This window comes from Qipengyuania aestuarii, assembly GCF_019711535.1.
Lineage (GTDB): Bacteria > Pseudomonadota > Alphaproteobacteria > Sphingomonadales > Sphingomonadaceae > Qipengyuania > Qipengyuania aestuarii.
Genome location: NZ_JAIGNP010000003.1, coordinates 438,591 through 458,645, shown reverse-complemented (window position 1 = coordinate 458,645; position 20,055 = coordinate 438,591). Strand labels below are relative to the sequence as shown.

Sequence of the window (20,055 nt, the reverse complement as noted above, 5' to 3'; positions counted from 1 at the left end):
ACCCTTGTTACCCAGATCGGGTATGAATGGAAAAGGTTAAAACGACGTAAAATTCGCCCACGCCAAATGCAACGGCGGCGGTTGCCTTCACAGCGCGCGGAGTTTCTTCGCCCGCCGGCGCTGGGCGGAAGAGCCGATGCCGATGGCCTCGCGATATTTGGCGACCGTGCGCCGGGCGAGATCGAATCCCTCTTCGTTCAGCAGGTCGGCGAGCTTCTGGTCCGACAGCACTTTCTTCACATCCTCGGCATCGCACAGGGCGCGGATGCGGGCCTTGATCGCTTCGCTGCTGGCGCCTTCGCCATCGGCGGCGGCGACCCCGCTGGAGAAGAAATATTTCATCTCGAAGGTGCCGCGCGGACAGGACAGATATTTGTTGCTCGTCACCCGGCTGACGGTCGATTCGTGCATCTCGATCTTTTCCGCCACCTCGCGCAGGGTGAGCGGGCGCATGGCAGATACGCCTTCGCGGAAGAAGCCTTCCTGCCGTGTCACGATTTCGGTGGCGGTCTTCAAAATGGTTTTCTGGCGCTGGTCCAAAGCGCGGATCAGCCAGTCCGCTTCGCCCAGCTGTTCGTTCAGCCAGGCGCGCGAGGCCTTGTCGCGCGCGCCCGCTTCCAGTTCGACGTAATAGTCGCGGTTGACCACCAGCCGGGGCAGGCTGGCTTCGTTGATGCGGATGTGCCAGCCGCCGCCTTCGGCCGGTTTCACGATCACGTCGGGGACGATGGCGGTTTCGGCCTCCCCGCCGAAGCGCGAGCCAGGCTTGGGATCATAGCTGCGCAGCTCCGCCAGCATGTCGGCGAAATCTTCCTCATCGACATCGCACAGGCGGCGCAGCCGGGCGATGTCCCCGCTGCCCAGCAGATCGAGATGGTCGATCAGCCGCGCCATGCAGGGATCGTAACGATCCGCCTCGCGCGCCTGCAGCGCAAGGCATTCGGACAGGCTGCGCGCGCCCACCCCGGTAGGATCGAGCGACTGGACCAGCATGAGCGCCCGCTCCACTTCGGCCAGCGGGGCGCCCAGATCGTCGCTCAATTCGCGCAGCGAGGTAAGGAGATAGCCCGCTTCATCCAGTTCGTGGATGATGCGCCCGGCAATCAGTCCCTCGCGCGCGTCATGCGCCAGCGCGCCGATCTGGGAGGCAAGATGTTCAGCCAGGCTCAGATTGCTGCGCGACCGGTTCTCCAGATCGGGCAGCTCTTCCCCGCCGCTCGCCAGCCCGCCTGCCTGCGCCCAGTCGCCGCGATCGGCTGGCGAGGAATCGGGGTCCCGCGCATAATCGGCAATGTCGAGCGCGGTCTCGCCGTCGAAATCGGGTGTCGACTCGTGTTCGCCCGGCGCGCTTTCAGGCTGGTCGTCGCCCTTTTCGTGGCGCAGTTCCCCCACTTCTAGCAGCGGGTTGCTGTCCAGTGCCTCAGCGACGAAGCTTTCGATTTCGAGATTGGACAGCGCCAGCAGCTTGATCGCCTGCTGCAGCTGCGGCGTCATCACCAGCGATTGGGATTGCCTTAGGTCCAGCCTCGGGCCGAGCGCCATTGTCTATCTCCGGGCGCCGTCCGCGATCACAGCGTGAAGTTCTCGCCGAGATAGAGCCGCTTGACGTTCTCGTCCGCCACCAGCGCCTCGGGCGTTCCGGCGAACAGGACCTGGCCGCCATAGATGATGCAGGCGCGGTCGACGATTTCCAGCGTCTCGCGCACGTTGTGATCGGTGATCAGCACGCCGATGCCGCGCGTTTTCAGGTCTTTCACCAGATCGCGAATGTCGCTGATCGACAGCGGATCGATCCCGGCAAAGGGTTCGTCCAGCAGCATGATCGACGGCTTGGCCGCCAGCGCGCGGGCGATTTCGGCGCGGCGGCGTTCACCGCCCGACAACGCCATCGCCGGGCTTTCGCGCAGCCGGGTAAGGCCGAATTCGTCGAGCAGTCGGTCCAGTTCGGCCGCGCGCGTGTCCCGGTCGGGTTCGACCATTTCGAGCACGCAGGCGATGTTCTGTTCCACCGTCATGCCGCGGAAAATGCTGGTTTCCTGCGGCAGATAGCCAAGCCCGAGGATCGCGCGGCGATACATCGGCAGGCGGGTCACGTCCTCGCCGTCCATCAGGATGCGGCCGGCGTCGGGCCGGACCAGCCCCATGATCGAATAGAAACAGGTCGTCTTGCCCGCGCCATTTGGGCCGAGCAGTCCGAGCACTTCGCCCTTGCCGACGCTGAGCGAGATGTCGGTCAGCACCTGCCGCTTGTCATAGCTCTTCGCGATCGAGATGACTTCCAGCCCGCCCTGTGGGATGGGCGGGGCGGCATCATGGACTTCTTCATTGTCCGGGCTGATCACGTCTTGGTCCATGCTGCTTGCCATAGCATGCGGACGGGTTTGTAAAACCCCCGACCGAAGTCTGCCCTGCAAAGCGCGGCGAAGAGTCCGGCGGGCGCCAAGATTAGGCTTCTCGCGCGGCGCTTGCCTTAAGGTCACAAATTTGAAACTATGCCTTCATCAACAGTCTGGGGAGACGAGCGATGGCTAAAGCACTGGATAGGGAACACGGTTTCGCAACCGCAACGCACAGCGGTTCGCCGGACTGGTCCAAGAAAATGAGCGACAATGTCGCGCTGGCGCTCATCGTCTACACCGGCCTCCAGATTTTCGTGACCGTGGAAGCGCTGAAGGACGGCGTTTCCAGCACCATCCCCTATTTCGCGCTGATCCTGCTGGTCGGGGCCATCATCCCGGCGTGTCGCTGGTTCGAAAAACGCTGGAAGGATCTGCCAGGGGACAAGGCGCATGATGCAAGCCTGCGCAGCGCCTATCGCCGCGATCAGGTGCTGCTGTGGGCGATTGCGATCGGCCTGCCCTTCGTGCTGACCGCATTCTTCAAGGCGATCTTCGCCGCCTGACCTTCCGGGCTTGCGCCGCCCGCACCGGCTCCCTAGCCGGACCCTTCACTGGGTTTGCGGAGTTGAAGGCGAGGCATGATCGATAAAGAAACCGCACTGGCGCGCTGCCAGGAACTCGTGGCACTGGCGCAGAAGACCGGTGCGGATGCAGCCGACGCCGTGGCCCGGGCCAATGCTTCGGAATCCGTGTCCATGCGACTCGGCCGGCTGGAAGAGGTCGAACGCTCCGAAAGCGAAGAGATCGGCCTGCGCGTCTTTGTCGGCAAACGCTCCGCCTCGATCCATACCAGCGATTTCGCGCCCGAAGGTTTGAAGGCGCTGGCCGAACGCGCGGTGCAGATGGCGCGCCACGCGCCCGAAGACCGGCATGCTGGCCTCGCCCCTGCTGATGCCCAGTTCACCGGCGACATGCCCGATCTCGAACTCGACGATCCCGATCAGCCCGACCCGGCAGCCCTGCGCGAAGCCGCGCTCGCGACCGAGGAGGCCGCGCGCGCCGTGGCAGGCGTCACCAACAGCAATGGCGGCAGCGCGGGCGCCAGCCGCGCCGTGGTCGCGCTGGCGACATCGACCGGTTTCGCCCGCGGTTATGCCGGCAGCGGCTTTTCGCTGTCTGCCAGCGTGGTGGCGGGCGAGGGCAGTTCGATGCAGACCGATCATGCCTCGCGCGGCGCGCGTTTCCTTGCCGATCTGCCCGCGCCGGAAACCGTTGGCGGCGAAGCCGGACGGCGCGCGGTGGAGCGGTTGAACCCGAAATCGATCCCCAGCAGCAAGCTGCCGGTAGTCTTCGAACCGCGCATCGCGGGCGGGCTTGTCGGCCATCTGCTGGGCGCGATGTCGGCCCCGGCGATTGCGCGCAAGGCCAGCTTTCTCCTGGGGCATGAGGCCGACGAACTGTTCGATCCGGCCATCCGCATCGTGGAAGATCCGCTGCGCAAACGCGGCCAGCGTTCGCGGCCGTTCGATGGCGAAGGCGTGCGCACCGGCCCGCGCGAACTGGTGCGCGGTGGCCGCGTTACCGGCTGGCTCACCAATGTGTCCTCCGCCGACCAGCTCGGCCTCGAACTGACCGGCCATGCCTCGCGCGGGGGCGGCGGATCGCCGGGCGTCAGCGCCAGCAATGTGCATATGGAACCCGGCGCGGTTTCTCCCGAAGCGCTGATGGCGGATATCGAGGACGGGCTCTATGTCACCTCGCTGTTCGGGCAGGGCATCAACACCGTCACCGGCGATTACAGCCGCGGGGCGACGGGCTTTCGCATCCGCCAGGGCCAGATCGCCGAACCGGTTGCGGAAATCACCATCGCGGGTAACCTCCTCGAAATGTACCGCGCGCTCACCCCCGCCGACGACCTCGAAATGCACCGGTCGATCAATGTGCCCACGCTGCGCGTCGACGGCATGATGGTGGCAGGCGAATGAAGCGGTTGGTTGCCGCAGCCGCTCTTGCGCTGTCGGCGATGGTTGCCGCGCCCGCACTGGCCATCCTGCCGAGCGCGCCTGAAAGCGATCCGGCGCCCGCCGAAACGTCGGCTCCGGCGCAGGCGATCGACGATACTCAGGATGCCGGCGCCGACCAGCGCATGGCTGACCGGATAGAAGGCATCTTTGCCGAACTGCCCGCCTTCCAGGCGGTGGACGTGGCGGTCAGCCAGGGCGTCGTCACCCTGTCGGGCACCGTGCCCAAGCAGGAAGACGTCGCCCGTGCCGAAGCCATCGCCAGCCGGGTTACCGGCGTGGTCACGGTGGAAAACGGGCTGGAGCGCGACGTCTCGGTGTCGGCGCAGGCTTCGGGCATTGCGAGCCTGGCGGACAAATGGGACGGGCTGATCGCGCTGTTGCCGCTGATCGGCCTGGCGTTGCTGGTGTGGGCGGGTATCTCGCTGATCGGCTATCTCATCGCCGGGCTCGGCTCGCTCTGGCACAGGATCGCGCCCAACAGCTTTCTGGCCGAACTCATCGCCAGCGCGCTGCGCTTCGTCTTCGTCGTCGGCGGACTGGTGGTCGCGCTCGATATTGTCGGGGCGAGCGCCTTGCTCGGCGCCGTGCTGGGCGGGGCGGGGGTCATCGGCCTGGCACTGGGATTTGCGCTGCGCGACACGATCGAGAATTACGTCGCCTCGCTCATGCTCAGCCTGCGCCAGCCATTCCGCGCCAACGACCATGTGCTGATCGACAATCTCGAAGGGCGGGTGATCCGCCTGACCAGCCGCGCCACGGTGATGATGACGCTCGATGGCAACCATCTGCGCGTGCCCAACAGCCAGGTGTTCAAGGCGGTCATCACCAATTTCAGCCGCAACCCGCAGCGCCGCTTCGAATTCGATCTGGGCGTGGATGCCGATGACGATGCGCGTGCTGCCCGCCAGCTGGGCCGCGAGACATTGGGCTCGCTGGACTTCATCCTGTCCGATCCGCCGCCAGAGGCGCGCATCGTCGAAGTGGGCGATTCCAATGTCGTGATCCGCTTCCTGGGGTGGGTCGATCAGAACAAAACCGACTGGTTCAAGGCGCAGAGCCGCGCCATCCCGGCGGTGAAGGAAGCACTGGAAGACGCCGGCTTCGGCCTGCCCGAGCCGATTTACCGCCTGCGCTTCGACCCGCGTTCCGCGACGCTGCCGTTCGAGAACATCGCCGAAGGCGGCGAACGCAAGGACACGAAAGTGCCCAAGCCGGTGCGGCAGATGACCGTCACCGAGGCCGACGAAGACATCCGCCCGGTCAACGAGATCGCCGAGATGGTCGACAAGGAACGGCGCGAAACGGGCAGCGAGCAGGAAAAGGACCTGCTCGACCATTCACGCCCCGTGGAGTGACTGCGGACCGGGCCTAGTCGACCCGGTCGGCTTCCTCTTCCAGCCTGTCGGCGCGCGCATCAAGCTGATCGGCATGCTCTTCCAGCCGCGCGCGCTCTTCGGGCGTATCGGCTTCGGCAGCGCGATCTTCGGCCAGATCGGCGTGATCTTCGACTGCACCGATCTCTTCCACGATGATGTCTTCGGCATCATTGTCGGTGGCCATTGCATCGGCAGGCGTGTCGGCATCGGTATGCGCCTCGCCGCAGGCGGAAAGCGCCCCAAGCGAGATGAGACCGGCGGCAATAAGCAGTTTCTTCACGAAAATTCCTCTTGGCTCTTTTGATGGGATTGAGTGATAAGATAACATAACAACTTTTATCGCTTCTGCGGCAATTGTTCAACCGCCGACCATCCTTCCCTCAAGCCAAACGGGCAGGCCCCAAGAAAAAGGGGCGCTCAACGGCGCCCCTCGATCCTTATTTCTGCTTGTTCGCTTCGTAGCGTTCGATGCTTTCATGCACGATCTTCTTGGCTTCCGCCGCATCGCCCCAGGCGCCGACGCGGACCCACTTTTCCTTTTCCAGGTCCTTGTAGTGGGTGAAGAAGTGTTCGATCTGCTGGAAGATGATCGAGGGCAGATCCTTCGTTTCGGCAACGTCCGAATAATAGGGGAAGGTCGTGTCGATCGGCACGCAGACGAGCTTTTCGTCGCCGCCGTGTTCGTCTTCCAGGTTCAGCACGCCGATCGGGCGGGCACGCACGACGCAGCCCGGGATGAAGGGCGAACGCGCGATGACCAGCGCGTCGAGCGGGTCGCCATCGGGGCTCAGCGTGTGCGGGATGAAGCCGTAATTCGCCGGATAGCGCATCGGCGTATGCAGGATGCGGTCGACGAACAGCGCGCCGCTGTCCTTGTCGAATTCATACTTCACCGGTTCGCCGCCAGTGGGCACTTCGATGATGACGTTCAGGCTGTTGGGCACATCATCGCCCACGGGAATCATGTCGATACGCATTATAGCTCTCTAGCTAGGTGAGAAATTCGGTCGGCCCCTCTCCCCGGAAAGACTTCGCGGGGCGCGCCCTAACCGCCGCGCGTGGTTACCGCAAGATAGTGATAACCACGCGGCGGCAGCTTTCGGGCCGGATCGTCAGCGTGCGCGGGCTTCCAGCAGGCGGTCGAATGCGGTGGTGCCGCCGGCGGCCGGCTCGATCCAGGGATAGCGCAGGCCGCCGTCATAGCGAATCGATACCGTGTCGAAGCGCTCCCCGCGTTTCACTAGCAGGTCGATCGGCTCGCCGCTTGTCTTGGCCGCCGTCACCGCTTCGGTGATCACATCCTTCGAATAGGCCGTGCCGTTGACCGCCATGATCTGCGTCCCGTTGACGATGCCCGCATTGAAGGCAGGCCCGTCCCACAGGGTGGAGGTCACCTTGCCATCGCTGTTGAGATTGATGCCCAGCGAATAGAACAGGTCGGTATATTTGCCATTGGCAATCCGGCCCGCAGCGTAGGGATTGGGTTCGTCTTTCCAGACCAGCCGGTAGCCCGCCATTTCCAGACCGCGCAGCGGGGCGGGCTGATTGGGCTGGCGCAGACGCGTGTCAAGGAATGCGGCCCAGTCATAGGCATAGACCGAATTCAGCGTCTCCACGACTTCGTCGAAATCATAGGTCAGCACGCCCCAGTCGCCGTCTTCCTTGCCGAAGAAGGCGCGGGCAAAATCATCGAGCCCCTTCTTTCCCTTTGTGCCTTGGCGGATGATCTGGTCCGCTTCGAGCCAGGTCAGCGCGCCTTCGACATAGTAATCCTCGCTGCGCTGGAGCGAGCTGTAAGGCAGCGGGCGGCGCGAATTGACGATCGGATCGTAGGTCGTGTCCTCTACGCTGCGCCAGTCGCGGCCCGGCTGGCCTTCGGAATAATTGGCCGCCGCATTGGCGAACATGCCCAGCACGGTTTCCTTCTTCTGGAATTCTGCGCGCGCCGCCAGCACCCAGCCCCAGAACTGCGTCTGGCCTTCGTAGACCCACAGGAGCGTATCCTGCATCGGGGTGCGGTAATCGGGGGTCCACAGCCCTTCGGGGCGGCGGAACTTGCCGTTCCAGCTATGCACCAGTTCGTGGCTGACGACATTGTGGTCCCAGTCCATCTTGTCCCAGTCGATCAGCGCGGTGGGTTCGTACTGGTTTTCCGCCGAGCGGTGATGTTCGAGCCCGATGCCGCCCATCCGGTCCGTCATGGCCAACAGGATGTCGTAATGGTCGAACGGGCGTGCGCCGAACAGGGCGTCGGCCTCATCCACCAGCCGTTCGAAACGGGCGAGGTTTTCTGGCGCCAGCTCCAGATATTTGGGCGCATCGGCCAGCGCATCCAGCCGGACATCCTCGCCCACTTCCCACTGGCGCGCATATTTGCCCGCAAAGATCGGCGAATCGACCAGCGTTTCGTAATCGACCTCGTCCCAGCTCACCATGTCGCCGCTGCGGGTCTGGCCGTCGAGCGCGGTGAAGACCTGCCAGCCTTGCGGCACCTTGACCGTGGGCAGGATTTCGATCCGCCGGGTGTAATGGCCTTCGGGATAAAGGCTCATCGCTTCCCATTGCAGGTTGAACATTTCCTGTGTCATCGAGATGCGGCCCTCGCTGCCGGTCACGGGCGAGGTGTGCCGGAAGGTGGCCACCACTTCGCTTGTGCCCTGCGGCAGGCTGACGCGGTAGCGATAGACGTCGAGCGGGTCGCGGCTCCATTCGAGCGGCTGGCCGTTCGCGGTGAAGCGGATGTCGGAGACCAGATTGGCGGCACCGCGCGCGGCATGCTTGCCGGGCAGCCATTCGGGCAGCAGCAGGTTCAGCTGGTCCATCCCGGCGGGAACGGGGATCGTCTCCTTCACCGAATAGAGCGCGCGGCGCGTATCGGTGGCGTCGATTTCGAGTCTGATCGTGCCGCCCGGCCAGGCGGTGTCCTGCGGCAGCGGCGTGGCATCGTCCAGCTGCGGGGCGATGGGGGCGGAATTGCCTTCGGGCCGCGACTGGGCGCTGGCACCCGAGGCGAGGAGAAGGGCGGCGGCGAGGGCGATCGGCGTGGAGACGGTTTTCATGGGGCCACGCCATGCGGGCGCCCCCCATATATGGCAAGCGAACTCTCGACGAGCGGCTTCCCCCTTTCCACCGAACGCGCTAGACGCGCGCCCGATGAGCAAGACACCCCAAGCCATTCGCGGCACGCAGGATATTTTCGGACCCGATGCGGAAGCCTTCGCCTTCGTGGTCGAAACCTTCGAACGCGTGCGCCGTCTCTACCGCTTTCGCCGGGTCGAAATGCCCGTGTTCGAGAAGACCGAGGTGTTCGCCCGCTCAATCGGCGAGACGACCGATATCGTCTCGAAGGAAATGTATTCCTTCGAGGATCGCGGCGGCGAATCGCTGACGCTGCGGCCCGAATTCACCGCCGGTATTTCGCGCGCCTTCCTGTCCAATGGCTGGCAGCAATATGCCCCGGTCAAGCTGACGACCCACGGCCCGCTGTTCCGTTACGAACGCCCGCAGAAGGGGCGCTATCGCCAATTCCACCAGATCGATGCCGAAATCATCGGCGCGGGCGAACCGCAGGCCGATGTCGAGCTTTTGACCATGGCCGATCAGGTGCTGAAGGAACTCGGCATCACCGGCGTGACGCTGCATCTCAACACGCTGGGCGATGGCGACAGCCGCGAAGCCTGGCGCGCCGCACTGGTGGAACATTTCCGCGCGGTGAAGGACGAATTGAGCGAGGATTCGCAGGAGCGGCTGGAAAAGAACCCGCTGCGCATTCTCGATTCCAAGGACCGCCGCGACCAGCAATTCGTCGGCACGGCGCCCAAGATCGACCAGTTCCTGTCGGGCGATGCCCGCGCCTTCTTCGATGCCGTGACCGGCGGCCTCGACGCGGCAGGCGTCAAGTGGACGCGCGCGGAAAGCCTGGTGCGCGGCCTCGACTACTATCGCCACACCGCCTTCGAATTCATTCCCGACGAGGGCAGCGAGGCCGCCGGCAAGCTCGGCAGCCAGAGCACGATCCTGGGCGGCGGCCGCTATGACGGACTGATGGAAAGCCTGGGCGGCGCGCCCACGCCTGCGGTCGGCTGGGCTGCCGGAATCGAACGGCTGGCGATGCTGTGCGAGGGCAAGGGCACCGAACGGCTGGAAATCGCCATCGCCGCCGAAAATGCCGAGCGTGAAGGCGATGCCGCCGAGATGGTGGCCATCTTCCGGCGCCAGGGCTTCAACGCCGAACTGTTCGCCACGGGCAGCCCGCGCAAGCGCTTCGACAAGGCGCGCAAGGCCGATCCTGCCGTGCTGATTTCGTTCGACGTAAGGGATGGGCAGCACACGCAGACGCTCACCAGCGCCGACAGCGACTATGCGCGGGCGGCCGAGGCGGAAGCCATTTTCGCAGGCCGCTGGAACGGCTGAGGTTCTGGAAATCGGGCGGGAGTTGGGGCCAAGCGCCATCCCGCCCTTTCCTACACGCCCCGTTCGGGGCTAATGCCCCTCCATGCCCGATAAGCGACTTCTCGATCCCGCACCCAGTCGCGGGACGCTTGCCGCCAGCGGGTTTTTTACCCTTGGACCGTGCTCCAGGCGCTCCACCGTTCAGGAAACAGAGTTCTAACCTTGCAAGTCCCCGCCGAACGTCTCGACCAGATCGCCCATCGCTTCGCCGAGCTCGAGGCGCGCATGGCGTCGGGCACGCTGGAAGGCGACGCCTTCGTCCAGGCGAGTCGCGACTATGCCGAGCTGGAGCCGGTCGCCCGCGTGGCCGCCGAAGTGAAATCGGCGCGCGAGGAGATCGCCGGTCTCGAGGAAATGCTGGCCGATCCCGAAATGAAGGCCATGGCCGAAGAGGAACTGGCCGACCTGCGCGAGCGCCTGCCCGAGGCGGAACGGCAGCTGGCCATCGCCATGCTCCCGCGCGACAGCGCCGACAACAAGCCCGCCATGCTCGAAATCCGCGCCGGTACGGGCGGCGATGAGGCGGCGCTGTTCGCGGGCGATCTCTTCCGCATGTACGAACGCTATGCCGCAGAGCAGGGCTGGAAGGTGGAGCCGGTCAGCATGAATGCCAGCGAAGTCGGCGGCTTCAAGGAAATCGTCGCCAATGTCGCGGGCAATGGGGTCTTCGCCAAGCTCAAGTTCGAAAGCGGCGTGCACCGCGTGCAGCGCGTGCCCGAAACCGAGAGCGGGGGGCGCATTCACACCTCTGCCGCCACGGTGGCGGTCCTGCCCGAACCGGACGAGGTGGATGTCCAGATCGATGCGGGCGATCTCAAGATCGATACATACCGCGCCAGCGGCGCGGGCGGGCAGCACGTCAATACGACAGACAGCGCGATCCGCATCACTCACCTGCCGACCGGTACGGTGGTGACCTGCCAGGATGCGCGCAGCCAGCACAAAAACAAGGAAAAGGCGATGCAGGTGCTGCGCACGCGCCTTTACGACGCCCAGCGCGAAGCGACGCAGGGGGCCGAGGCCGAGGCGCGGCGGGCGATGGTGGGCAGCGGCGACCGCTCCGAACGCATCCGCACCTACAACTTCCCGCAGGGCCGCGTGACCGATCACCGCATCGGGCTGACCCTGCACAAGCTGCCCGAGATCATCGCCGGGCCGGGGCTGGGCGAACTGGTCGATGCGCTGATCGCGGAGGACGAGGCCAAGCGGCTCGCGGCGCTCAGTGAGTGACATGAATGTCGGCGATGCCATCCGCGCGGCGGCCGGGCGTCTCGCTGCGACCAGCGATACCGCCCGGCTCGATGCCGAACTGCTGATGGCGCATGCGCTGGGCACGGGCCGCTCGGAAATGCTGCTGCGCTCGATGCGCGATCCAGCACCTGCGAGCTACGGCAATCTGGTCGATCGGCGCGCGGGGCACGAACCGGTGGCGCATATCCTCGGCTATCAGGAGTTCTTCGGCCGCACATTTCGCGTCACTCCCGATACGCTGATCCCGCGCGGCGACAGCGAGGTGCTGGTGGAGGCCGCGCTGGAGCTGAAGCCGGCGGCGCAGCGCGTGCTCGATCTGGGTACAGGCACCGCGGCGCTGTTGCTGAGCGTGGTCGCCGAGACCGGGGCCAGCGGGATCGGGACTGACTTCTCGCCCGCCGCGCTCGGCGTGGCGCATGACAATGCCGACCTGCTGGGCCTTGAGGACCGCGTGCGGTTCCATCTGCTCGACTGGCGCGAGGAAGGCTGGGCGGCGACTTTGGGCGCGTTCGACATCGTGCTGTGCAATCCGCCCTATGTGGAAGACGGCGCCGCGCTGGATCCGGATGTGCGCGACCACGAGCCGGCCACTGCCCTGTACGCCGGGCCCGACGGGCTGGACGATTATCGCATTCTGCTGCCTTGCCTGCGCGGCCTGCTGGCGCCAGAAGGGATCGCGATCCTCGAAATCGGGCATGAGCAGGCCGAGGCGGTTGGCGCTCTGGCCGCCGAAAACGGCTTCTCATCCGAGCTGCGGCGGGACCTTGCAAATCGCCCTCGTGCACTCATTCTGAGATAGGGGGTTGGCAAAGCCGATTCGACCCTCTAACTCTGGCCACAGGCCAGTGGTGCGCGAGAGTGTTCGACCCACCGGTCCAAAGCTCCGACATGGCAGTTCCGGTGCGCGGCTTTCAGCTGTTGCATACCATGCACAGACAGGGGCACGCATGCTGCGTGAGGGCGCTGCATGAACGATGGATTACGCGGCCAGAGGCGGACCGAGGGTTCGCGCCGCGCCATAAAAGGACGAGTATTCCTTGAACAACAACCGTAATAACAACCGTCGCCGCGGTCGCAGCAACAACAATCGCAATCAGGGCGGCGGCAATTCGGCCAACCGGATCGACAGCCGGGCACGCGGCAATGCGCCGCAGCTGCTCGACAAGTACAAGAAGCTTGCCCAGGACGCCCAGCACAATGGCGACCGCGTTCAGGCCGAGTACTATCTCCAGTTCGCCGACCATTATTTCCGCGTGATCGCCGACAACAAGGCGCGCCAGGAAGAAGCCAAGGCCAAGCGCGACGACGATCGCGGCTCGAACCAGTCCGATGATGACGATTCGGACGATGATGGTGACGATCGCCGCAAGAACCGCCGCCCGCGCGCCCGCCAGGGTGACGATCAGGGCCGGGACCAGGCTCAGAAGGAAACCCGGGCCCGCAGGCCGCGCCGTTCGTCGAACGATGACGATGGCAGCGACTACGAGCCGGAGGAAAACCCCTTCACTCGCAAGAGCGACGAGGAAGAAGCGCCCAAGAAGCGCCGTGCACCTCGCAAGCCGAAGGTGGCCAGTGAAGGTGCTCCCGGCAATGAAGGCGAAATCGACGTGGCTGCCCTCCCGCCCGCAATCGGCGCGGACGAGGAAAAGCCTGCGCCGCGCCGCCGCCGTCGCAAGACCGAGGAAAGCGAGGACGTGAGCGCGGTCGGCTGATCGCGCTCGCTCATCCTGCTTTCGCTTGCCATCGCCGCGCCCTGACGTAACAGGCGTGGCGATGGAGAGAATCCCCGCTTTCGCCCTGCGGCACCCGCGTTGGTGCGCCGTGTTGCTCGGTCTGCTCTCGGCGACCGGCTTCCAGCCCCTTCATATCTGGCCGCTGGGCCTTGCCGCCATGGCCGGCTTCGTCTGGCTGACCTGTCGCCAGGAAAGCGGGAAAAGCGTCTTCCTGACTGGCTGGCTGTTCGGCGTGGCGCATTTTACGCTCACCAACAACTGGATCGCCACGGCCTTCACCTACCAGGCCGAAATGCCCGCCATATTGGGCTGGGCGGCCGTTCCGCTCCTTTCGCTCTATCTCGCCGTCTGGCCGGCGCTCGCCAGCCTCGGCGCATGGCTTGTGGCGCGCGGGCGGGGGCTTCTGCCCTTCGCGCTGGCGCTGGGCGGCCTGTGGATCGGTGCCGAATGGTTCCGCAGCTGGGTCTTCACCGGCTATGCCTGGGGCCCGTTCTCCATGATGCTGCTGGGCAGCTGGGATCGCCCCGGCCTCGCCGGGGTCCTGCCATGGATCGGCAGCTATGCCCTGTCCGGGCTGACGGTCGCCCTGTGCGGCATCTTCGCCTGGACGATCGCCGCGCGGCGCTGGATCGTCGCTGGCGGTCTGGTGATCGCTGTGGTGGCCGCCATGGTCCTGCCGGGCCCGCCGCCGACGCAAGGCACCCTGCCGCTGACACTGGTTCAGCCCAATCTCCAGCAGGAAGAGCTCGACGATCCCAGCAAATATGCAGAGCAATTTCTCCGCATCGCTTCTTTGAGCGTGCCGCAACGTCCGGTTTCGCGGCGGCTTGTGCTGTGGCCTGAAAGCGGCGTGCCCGATTACCTCCGGCCCGGTTATCCGCAGCGCTACTACAACCAGATGACCGCTGGCGGCGATCCCGCCTTCGCGCGCTACCAGATCGGCCAGACGCTGGGAGAGGGCGCGCTTCTGCTTACCGGCGCTGTCGATCTGAGGATCGAGGACGTGGATGGCCGCGCGCGGGCGACGGGCGCCTACAATGCCATCACCCCGATCGATGCCGAAGGCAATCTAGGCCAGCGGTACGCCAAGGCACATCTGGTGCCTTACGGGGAATATCTCCCGATGCGCGCGCTGCTCGAACCGCTCGGCATGAGGCGCCTTGTCGCAGGCGGAATCGATTTCATCCCCGGTCCGGGTCCTCAGACGTTCGATCTCGGACCGCATGGCAGGGCGGGAATGCAGATCTGCTACGAAATCGTCTTTTCCGGCGAAGTGGTCGAGCGTGGGAACCGGCCCGATTACATCTTCAACCCGTCGAACGATGGCTGGTTCGGCGACTGGGGCCCGCCGCAGCATCTGGCGCAGGCGCGCATGCGCGCGATCGAGGAAGGCCTGCCAGTCCTCCGCTCGACGACGACGGGGATCAGCGCCGTGATCGATGCCAGCGGGATCGTGCGGCACCATATCGGCCGCAATGTAGCCGACCGGATCGACACCTTCGTGCCTCCGGCAGGCGAGCCCACGCTGTTCTACGGCATGGGTCACTGGCTCACGCTGATCTGGAGCGTGCTGCTTCTCGTCGGATCGCTGGTTGCAGTCAGGCGCATCCGTCGCTAGCAGGGAAAGCAACACTTAAAGCTATCTTTATATCTTTCATCGGGGTTCGGAATGCGCACCAATTATCTCTTCACTTCCGAAAGCGTGTCAGAAGGGCATCCGGACAAGGTCTCGGATCAGATTTCGGACGCGATCGTCGATCTGATGCTCGCCAAGGACCCCGAATCGCGCGTCGCCTGCGAAACCATGACGACCACGCAGCGGATCATCCTCTCGGGCGAAATCCGCTGTGCTCCCATGTACGACAAGAATAATGAGGAGTGGTCCTACAACGGTGGCTGGGCGCCGGGCGCGAAGGACGAGATCGAGGCAGCGGTGCGCCGAACCGTTCGCGAGATCGGTTATGAGCAGGATGGCTTCCACTGGAAGACGCTGACCTTCGAAAATCACCTTCACGGCCAGTCCTCCGAAATCGCGCAGGGCGTCGATTCGAGCGGCAACAAGGACGAAGGGGCCGGGGACCAGGGCATCATGTTCGGTTTCGCCTGCGACGAGACCCCCGATCTCATGCCCGCCACGCTGGATTATTCGCACAAAATTCTTGAACGGCTTGCAGCAGATCGCAAGAGCAGCATTGCTCCATTTCTCGAACCCGATGCCAAGAGCCAGCTTTCGCTGCGTTACGAGAATGGCAAGCCGGTGGCATGCACGGCAATCGTCGTCTCGACGCAGCACGCCAAGGGCTATCACGAGGGTGAGAAGGAAGCCGAACTCAAGTCCTATGTGAAGAAGGTCGTGGCGGAAATCCTGCCCGAAGGCTGGGTTTCGGACGAAACCGAATGGCACATCAATCCGACCGGTGCTTTCGAGATCGGCGGTCCCGATGGCGATGCTGGCCTTACGGGCCGCAAGATCATCGTCGACACCTATGGCGGGGCGGCCCCGCACGGTGGCGGCGCCTTCAGTGGCAAAGACCCGACCAAGGTCGACCGCTCCGCTGCTTATATCACACGCTATCTGGCGAAGAATATCGTCGCGGCCGGTCTGGCGCGTCGCTGCACGATCCAGCTTTCCTATGCGATCGGTGTGTCGAAGCCGCTGTCGATCTATGTCGACACGCATGGCACCAGCGCCGACGGCGTGACCGATGAAGCGCTGGAGACTGCAATACGGGGTATCGAAAAGCTCGGCGGCCTGACCCCGCGCGGCATCCGCATGCATCTCGGCCTCAACAAGCCCATCTACCGCAAGAGTGCAGCCTATGGACACTTCGGCAGGCAGGCGGATGGCGATTCCTTCCCGTGGGAGCGCACCGATCTGGTCGACGACCTGAAAGCCGCGCTGGGCTGACGTACAACGGGCTAACGCACAGCGAATCGAATGCGAAAGGGCGGCTCACCGGGCCGCCCTTTTCTTTACCGGTCGTCCTGACCCTTGCTGGGTGAGGCCTTTTCGAGCGCAAGATCGGCGTCTGAAAAAACAAAGGGGCTGCGCACCGATGGCAGACCGCCGATCTCTATCTGCATGCCGCGCGCCTTGACTTGAGGGTCGGCGAAAACTTCATCTAATTCATTTATCGGCCCGGCGGGGATGGCCGCCTCTGCGCAGGCCACCAGCAAGTCCTTGCGTGACCACTGCGCGGTAGCGTCGGCTATCAGGGCGTCGACTTCCTCGCGGCGGGCGATCCGACCTTCGTTGGTGGCATAGCGCGCATCGGCGAGAAGGTCCGCGCGCCCAAGCAGGGTCAGCAATCGCCGAAAAAGCGCATCGTTGGCAGGCGCGAGCACGACCTGCCCGTCGGACGTGGGAAAAACGCCATAGGCACTGACCTGCGCATGCGCATTGCCCATGCGCGGCGGATTCTGGCCGGTGGAAAGGTAGCTCATGGCCTGATTGGCCAGCAGAGCGACCGAACTGTCGAGCAGGCTCATGTCGATCCATTGCCCCTTACCGGTGCGATGGCACATCAGCAGGGCCGCCTGCACGGCATTCGCCGCCCAGAGCCCGCAGGAAAGATCGCTCACCGACACGCCCATCTTCATCGGGTCGCCCTCCGGTTCGCCGGTAAGCGCCATGAAGCCGCTCATGCCCTGCACCACAAAGTCATAGCCGGGTTCATCCCTCCGCGGACCATCCTGTCCGAACCCGGTGATGGAGCAGTAAACGAGGGAAGGGTTCGCCTTCGACAGCGTCCCGTAATCGAGCCCGAATTTTGCCAGCCCTCCGGGCTTGAAATTCTCAAGCACGACATCGGCCTCCGCCGCCAGCCTGGCCACGCGGGCGAGATCTTCCTCTTCGCGAAAGTCGGCGGTGATCCCGCGCTTCCCGCGATTGCAGGAGTGATAATAGGCGCTGGTGGTTTCGCCGCCATGCTCGACCCAGGGAGGTCCCCAGATTCGGGTATTGTCGCCTTCCGGGCTTTCCACCTTGATCACGTCCGCGCCGAGATCGGCGAGGATCTGGCCCGCCCAAGGCCCGGCGAGGACGCGGGCGAGTTCGAGCACCTTCAGCCCTGCGAGCGGGCTGTTCTCGTTACGCGGATGGTCGAGCCATGTGGCCATTGCAGCGTCAGCCGAGCACGACCTCGTATTTCGCGGTCGTGCTGGCGGCGATATCCTCTTCGCTCACACCGGGAGCAAGCTCGACCAGCTGGAAAGCGCTGTCATGATCGGGCCGGCGGAAGACGCCGAGGTTGGTGATTATCATGTCGACCACGTTCTGGCCGGTAAGCGGCAGGGTGCAGCTCGGGATGAACTTCGCGCTGCCATCCTTGGCCGTGTGATCCATGACGACGATGATCTTCTTCACCCCCGCGACCAGATCCATGGCGCCGCCCATGCCCTTGATCATCTTGCCAGGAATCATCCAATTGGCGATATCGCCGTTCTCGGCCACTTCCATCGCGCCCAACACGGTGAGGTCGATATGGCCGCCGCGGATCATGGCAAAGCTCTGGGCGCTGTCGAAATAGGCGCTGTGCGGCAGTTCGCTGATGGTCTGCTTGCCAGCATTGATGAGATCGGCGTCTTCTTCCCCTTCGTAAGGAAACGGGCCGATCCCGAGCATGCCGTTCTCGCTCTGCAGCGTGACGTGCATGCCATCTGGAATATGGTTCGCGACCAACGTCGGGATGCCGATGCCGAGATTGACGTAATAGCCGTCCTCAAGCTCGCGCGCGGCGCGTGCGGCCATCTGGTTGCGGTCCCAGCCGGTGCGGGTGGCGGTATCGGTCATGTCAGTTGCCTTCGTTCATGATTGCGGGCGCTCCGGAAGGTGCCGTCTCGGGTGTCCAGCGCGTGCCTTCGGGGAAGACCTCGTCGACCGTGCCCTTGAGCGAATCGCCGTAAACGGGGTTGGGAAGAACGAACCAGCCATTTCCCCAGAGCTGCGCCAGGTCGCCGCGCGCCGCCAGTTCGCGCCGCTCGGAAGCGGGAAGCGCGTCATCGTTGAACACATCGGCGAAATCGCCAAGATTGTCCCCGGCCAGCGCGATGACGCAGTAACGCTCGGAGATGATGGCCCGGCGGGCATCCTTGCCGCCGCTCTTCGTCCCGTCGTCGCCGCGCAGGAATAGTGTCTCGCCATGGACCGCATCGCCGAGGCCGGCCGCCGCGATTGCGCGGACTGCGCCTTCGGCACTGTACTGGCGGTTGGTGTTGAAAACGGGCGTGACGCCTGCTTCGCGCAGCCTGCGAAGTCCAGTAACAGCGCCGGGGACGGGCTTGACGTAGCTTGACCCGCTTTCTTCCCAGCGCTTCCACGTTTCGCTCGAATAGCTGGCGCCGGTTGCGGCGGACCAATATTCGTAACCCATATTGAGCAAGACGGTCTCATCGACGTCGAACACCACGGCGAGCGGCTTCGCACGATCGCCGGTCATGCAGCTCGCCGGTTCCGCGATGGTTCCATCGAGGCCCATCGCGACCGAAAAGGGCACGCTGCGCTGGCGGGACCGGGCGACAGCATAATCGGCGAGCGACCTCCAAGCCTGGATCGACGCACCGGCCGCTTCACCCGAGCCATAGAGCCATTGCATCGTGTCTGGGGCGTCGGCAACTGCCGAGGGCGTGGGCGCGACGGCGAGCGGTGTGGTCGCACACGCAGACAGCGCAAGAGCCGCGGCGGAAGCAAGAGCGGCGCGTATCATGCGCTTTCCCGCTCGCGCGTGGTCACAAACTCGATCTTCTTGTCGTATGGCGCGCCGACGACCATGCGTTGGACGTAGACGCCCGGCAAGTGGATGCAGTCCGGATCGAGGCTGCCGGCAGGGACGATCTCTTCCACCTCGACCACGCAAACCTTCCCGCAGGTAGCGGCGGGCTGGTTGAAGTTGCGGGCTGTCTTGCGGAACACAAGGTTGCCGGTCTCGTCCGCTTTCCATGCCTTGACGATGGCAAGGTCGGCGAAAATGCCGTGCTCCAGGATATAATCCTGACCGTCGAAATTTTTCACTTCCTTGCCCTCGGCCACCTGGGTGCCGACGCCGGTCTTGGTGTAAAAACCGGGGATGCCTGCCCCGCCGGCGCGCATGCGTTCGGCGAGCGTGCCTTGAGGGCAGAATTCGACTTCGAGCTCGCCCGAAAGGAACTGGCGCTCGAACTCCTTGTTTTCGCCGACATAGGAAGAAATCATCTTCTTCACCTGCTGTGTCCGCAGCAGCATGCCGATGCCTTCATTGTCGATCCCGGCGTTGTTGCTGGCGAAAGTCAGCCCTTTGACCCCGCTTTCCCTGATCGCTTCCAGCAGCCGCTGGGGAATGCCGCACAGGCCGAAGCCTCCGCTGGCAATCAACATGTCATCGGTAAGAAGCCCATCGAGGGCGGAAGCGGCGTCGGGAAAAAGCTTGTTCATCGAACCTCCGTTACGGCTTCGCTGCTAGCGAGATGCGGGTTGCAAGTCACCCCGCAAGATTAGAATGCGGCGGCCGCCCCACATTTGGATAACGCCGCTCCGGCAGTTTCGATGGTCATGTTTTACCGCACCTGCGCCAAATTCGAAGTGCGTTTCAAGCAAGCTTTAAGACCACTTTGCTGCAGTTGCGAGCATATCGCTTCCCGGCGCATCATTAAAATCAGGCTCTTAAGAATTAACCTTGCGTTTTTTTCAAGAAAACTTGTTCTTTTCGCACTTGCACAAAAACCGGTGCGGCGGCATATCTCCTCTTGCCTTTTAGGCATCCTCTCCCAAGACTTTTTAAGCCCGGTTGGTTCGCCAGCCGGGCTTTTTTCTTGTCTGCCTCCCGCTCTGTGCGGACACCATAGCCTTTCTCGCTCATTGCATGTGTGTGACCCGTCCCCATCTTCGGGGCCGATTGAATGACAC

General features: G+C 64.1%; 19 protein-coding genes. 9 read left to right on the top strand and 10 right to left on the bottom strand.

Going from position 1 to position 20,055, the window contains the following annotated elements; translation table 11 throughout:
* Positions 1-87 precede the first annotated feature (87 nt).
* Together rpoN and lptB are read right to left on the bottom strand one after the other, a co-directional pair.
* Positions 88-1,542, bottom strand: a complete 1,455-nt coding sequence (rpoN, locus tag K3175_RS11935; protein ID WP_221543604.1) for an RNA polymerase factor sigma-54 — start codon at positions 1,540-1,542, stop codon at positions 88-90.
* Positions 1,543-1,568: 26 nt separating this feature from the next.
* Positions 1,569-2,354: an LPS export ABC transporter ATP-binding protein gene (lptB, locus tag K3175_RS11930; RefSeq protein WP_221543603.1), complete on the bottom strand. Its 786-nt coding sequence runs from the start codon at positions 2,352-2,354 to the stop codon at positions 1,569-1,571.
* A 170-nt stretch (positions 2,355-2,524) separates the two neighbouring features.
* Here lptB and K3175_RS11925 point away from each other — a divergent pair, with 170 nt between their 5' ends.
* The 3 genes from K3175_RS11925 (at position 2,525) to K3175_RS11915 (ending at position 5,718) form a co-directional block, all read left to right on the top strand.
* Entirely contained in the window at positions 2,525-2,902 is a 378-nt protein-coding gene (locus K3175_RS11925) for a hypothetical protein (RefSeq protein WP_221543602.1), read from the top strand.
* 75 nt (positions 2,903-2,977) lie between these two features.
* Complete coding sequence (locus K3175_RS11920) at positions 2,978-4,324, top strand: TldD/PmbA family protein (protein ID WP_221543601.1); 1,347 nt, start codon at positions 2,978-2,980, stop codon at positions 4,322-4,324.
* A complete protein-coding gene (locus K3175_RS11915) occupies positions 4,321-5,718 on the top strand; it encodes a mechanosensitive ion channel family protein (RefSeq protein ID WP_221543600.1) in 1,398 nt (465 codons plus the stop codon). The genes K3175_RS11920 and K3175_RS11915 overlap by 4 nt, the downstream gene beginning before the upstream one ends.
* A 13-nt stretch (positions 5,719-5,731) precedes the next feature.
* Here K3175_RS11915 and K3175_RS11910 read toward each other — a convergent pair whose 3' ends face one another.
* From K3175_RS11910 to K3175_RS11900, 3 genes are all read right to left on the bottom strand, one after another.
* Complete coding sequence (locus K3175_RS11910) at positions 5,732-6,019, bottom strand: hypothetical protein (RefSeq protein WP_221543599.1); 288 nt, start codon at positions 6,017-6,019, stop codon at positions 5,732-5,734.
* 157 nt (positions 6,020-6,176) lie between these two features.
* On the bottom strand, positions 6,177-6,716 hold the full coding sequence (ppa, locus tag K3175_RS11905; protein ID WP_221543598.1) for an inorganic diphosphatase: 540 nt from the start codon (positions 6,714-6,716) through the stop codon (positions 6,177-6,179).
* 135 nt (positions 6,717-6,851) lie between these two features.
* On the bottom strand, positions 6,852-8,798 hold the full coding sequence (locus tag K3175_RS11900; protein WP_221543597.1) for a M61 family metallopeptidase: 1,947 nt from the start codon (positions 8,796-8,798) through the stop codon (positions 6,852-6,854).
* Between the two features lie 94 nt (positions 8,799-8,892).
* Here K3175_RS11900 and hisS point away from each other — a divergent pair, with 94 nt between their 5' ends.
* The 6 genes from hisS to metK all read left to right on the top strand — a co-directional run bounded on the left by hisS (position 8,893) and on the right by metK (position 16,083).
* Positions 8,893-10,152, top strand: a complete 1,260-nt coding sequence (gene hisS / locus K3175_RS11895) for a histidine--tRNA ligase (protein WP_221543596.1) — start codon at positions 8,893-8,895, stop codon at positions 10,150-10,152.
* A 201-nt stretch (positions 10,153-10,353) separates the two neighbouring features.
* Positions 10,354-11,421 carry a peptide chain release factor 1 gene (gene prfA, locus K3175_RS11890; RefSeq protein ID WP_221543595.1) on the top strand — a complete coding sequence of 356 codons (1,068 nt, stop codon included), beginning with the start codon at positions 10,354-10,356 and terminating at the stop codon, positions 11,419-11,421.
* A gap of 1 nt (position 11,422) precedes the next feature.
* Positions 11,423-12,241, top strand: a complete 819-nt coding sequence (gene prmC, locus K3175_RS11885; protein ID WP_221544128.1) for a peptide chain release factor N(5)-glutamine methyltransferase — start codon at positions 11,423-11,425, stop codon at positions 12,239-12,241.
* Between the two features lie 238 nt (positions 12,242-12,479).
* A complete protein-coding gene (locus K3175_RS11880) occupies positions 12,480-13,154 on the top strand; it encodes a DUF4167 domain-containing protein (RefSeq protein ID WP_221543594.1) in 675 nt (224 codons plus the stop codon).
* Between the two features lie 61 nt (positions 13,155-13,215).
* Entirely contained in the window at positions 13,216-14,793 is a 1,578-nt protein-coding gene (gene lnt, locus K3175_RS11875) for an apolipoprotein N-acyltransferase (RefSeq protein ID WP_221543593.1), read from the top strand.
* A gap of 51 nt (positions 14,794-14,844) precedes the next feature.
* Positions 14,845-16,083 (top strand): methionine adenosyltransferase, encoded by a 1,239-nt coding sequence (gene metK / locus K3175_RS11870; protein WP_221543592.1) that lies wholly within the window; start codon positions 14,845-14,847, stop codon positions 16,081-16,083.
* A 65-nt stretch (positions 16,084-16,148) separates the two neighbouring features.
* Here the strand turns inward: metK and K3175_RS11865 are convergent, their stop codons facing one another.
* The 5 genes from K3175_RS11865 to K3175_RS11845 form a co-directional block, all read right to left on the bottom strand.
* Positions 16,149-17,294, bottom strand: coding sequence for a CaiB/BaiF CoA transferase family protein (locus K3175_RS11865; RefSeq protein WP_221543591.1), 1,146 nt, complete (start codon positions 17,292-17,294; stop codon positions 16,149-16,151).
* A 7-nt stretch (positions 17,295-17,301) separates the two neighbouring features.
* Positions 17,302-17,967: a CoA transferase subunit B gene (locus K3175_RS11860; RefSeq protein ID WP_221543590.1), complete on the bottom strand. Its 666-nt coding sequence runs from the start codon at positions 17,965-17,967 to the stop codon at positions 17,302-17,304.
* Between the two features lies 1 nt (position 17,968).
* Complete coding sequence (locus K3175_RS11855; RefSeq protein WP_221543589.1) at positions 17,969-18,880, bottom strand: 5'-nucleotidase, lipoprotein e(P4) family; 912 nt, start codon at positions 18,878-18,880, stop codon at positions 17,969-17,971.
* Positions 18,877-19,584 (bottom strand): CoA transferase subunit A, encoded by a 708-nt coding sequence (locus K3175_RS11850; protein WP_221543588.1) that lies wholly within the window; start codon positions 19,582-19,584, stop codon positions 18,877-18,879. The genes K3175_RS11855 and K3175_RS11850 overlap by 4 nt, the downstream gene beginning before the upstream one ends.
* 235 nt (positions 19,585-19,819) lie before the next feature.
* Positions 19,820-20,008: a hypothetical protein gene (locus K3175_RS11845; protein WP_221543587.1), complete on the bottom strand. Its 189-nt coding sequence runs from the start codon at positions 20,006-20,008 to the stop codon at positions 19,820-19,822.
* Positions 20,009-20,055 lie beyond the last annotated feature (47 nt).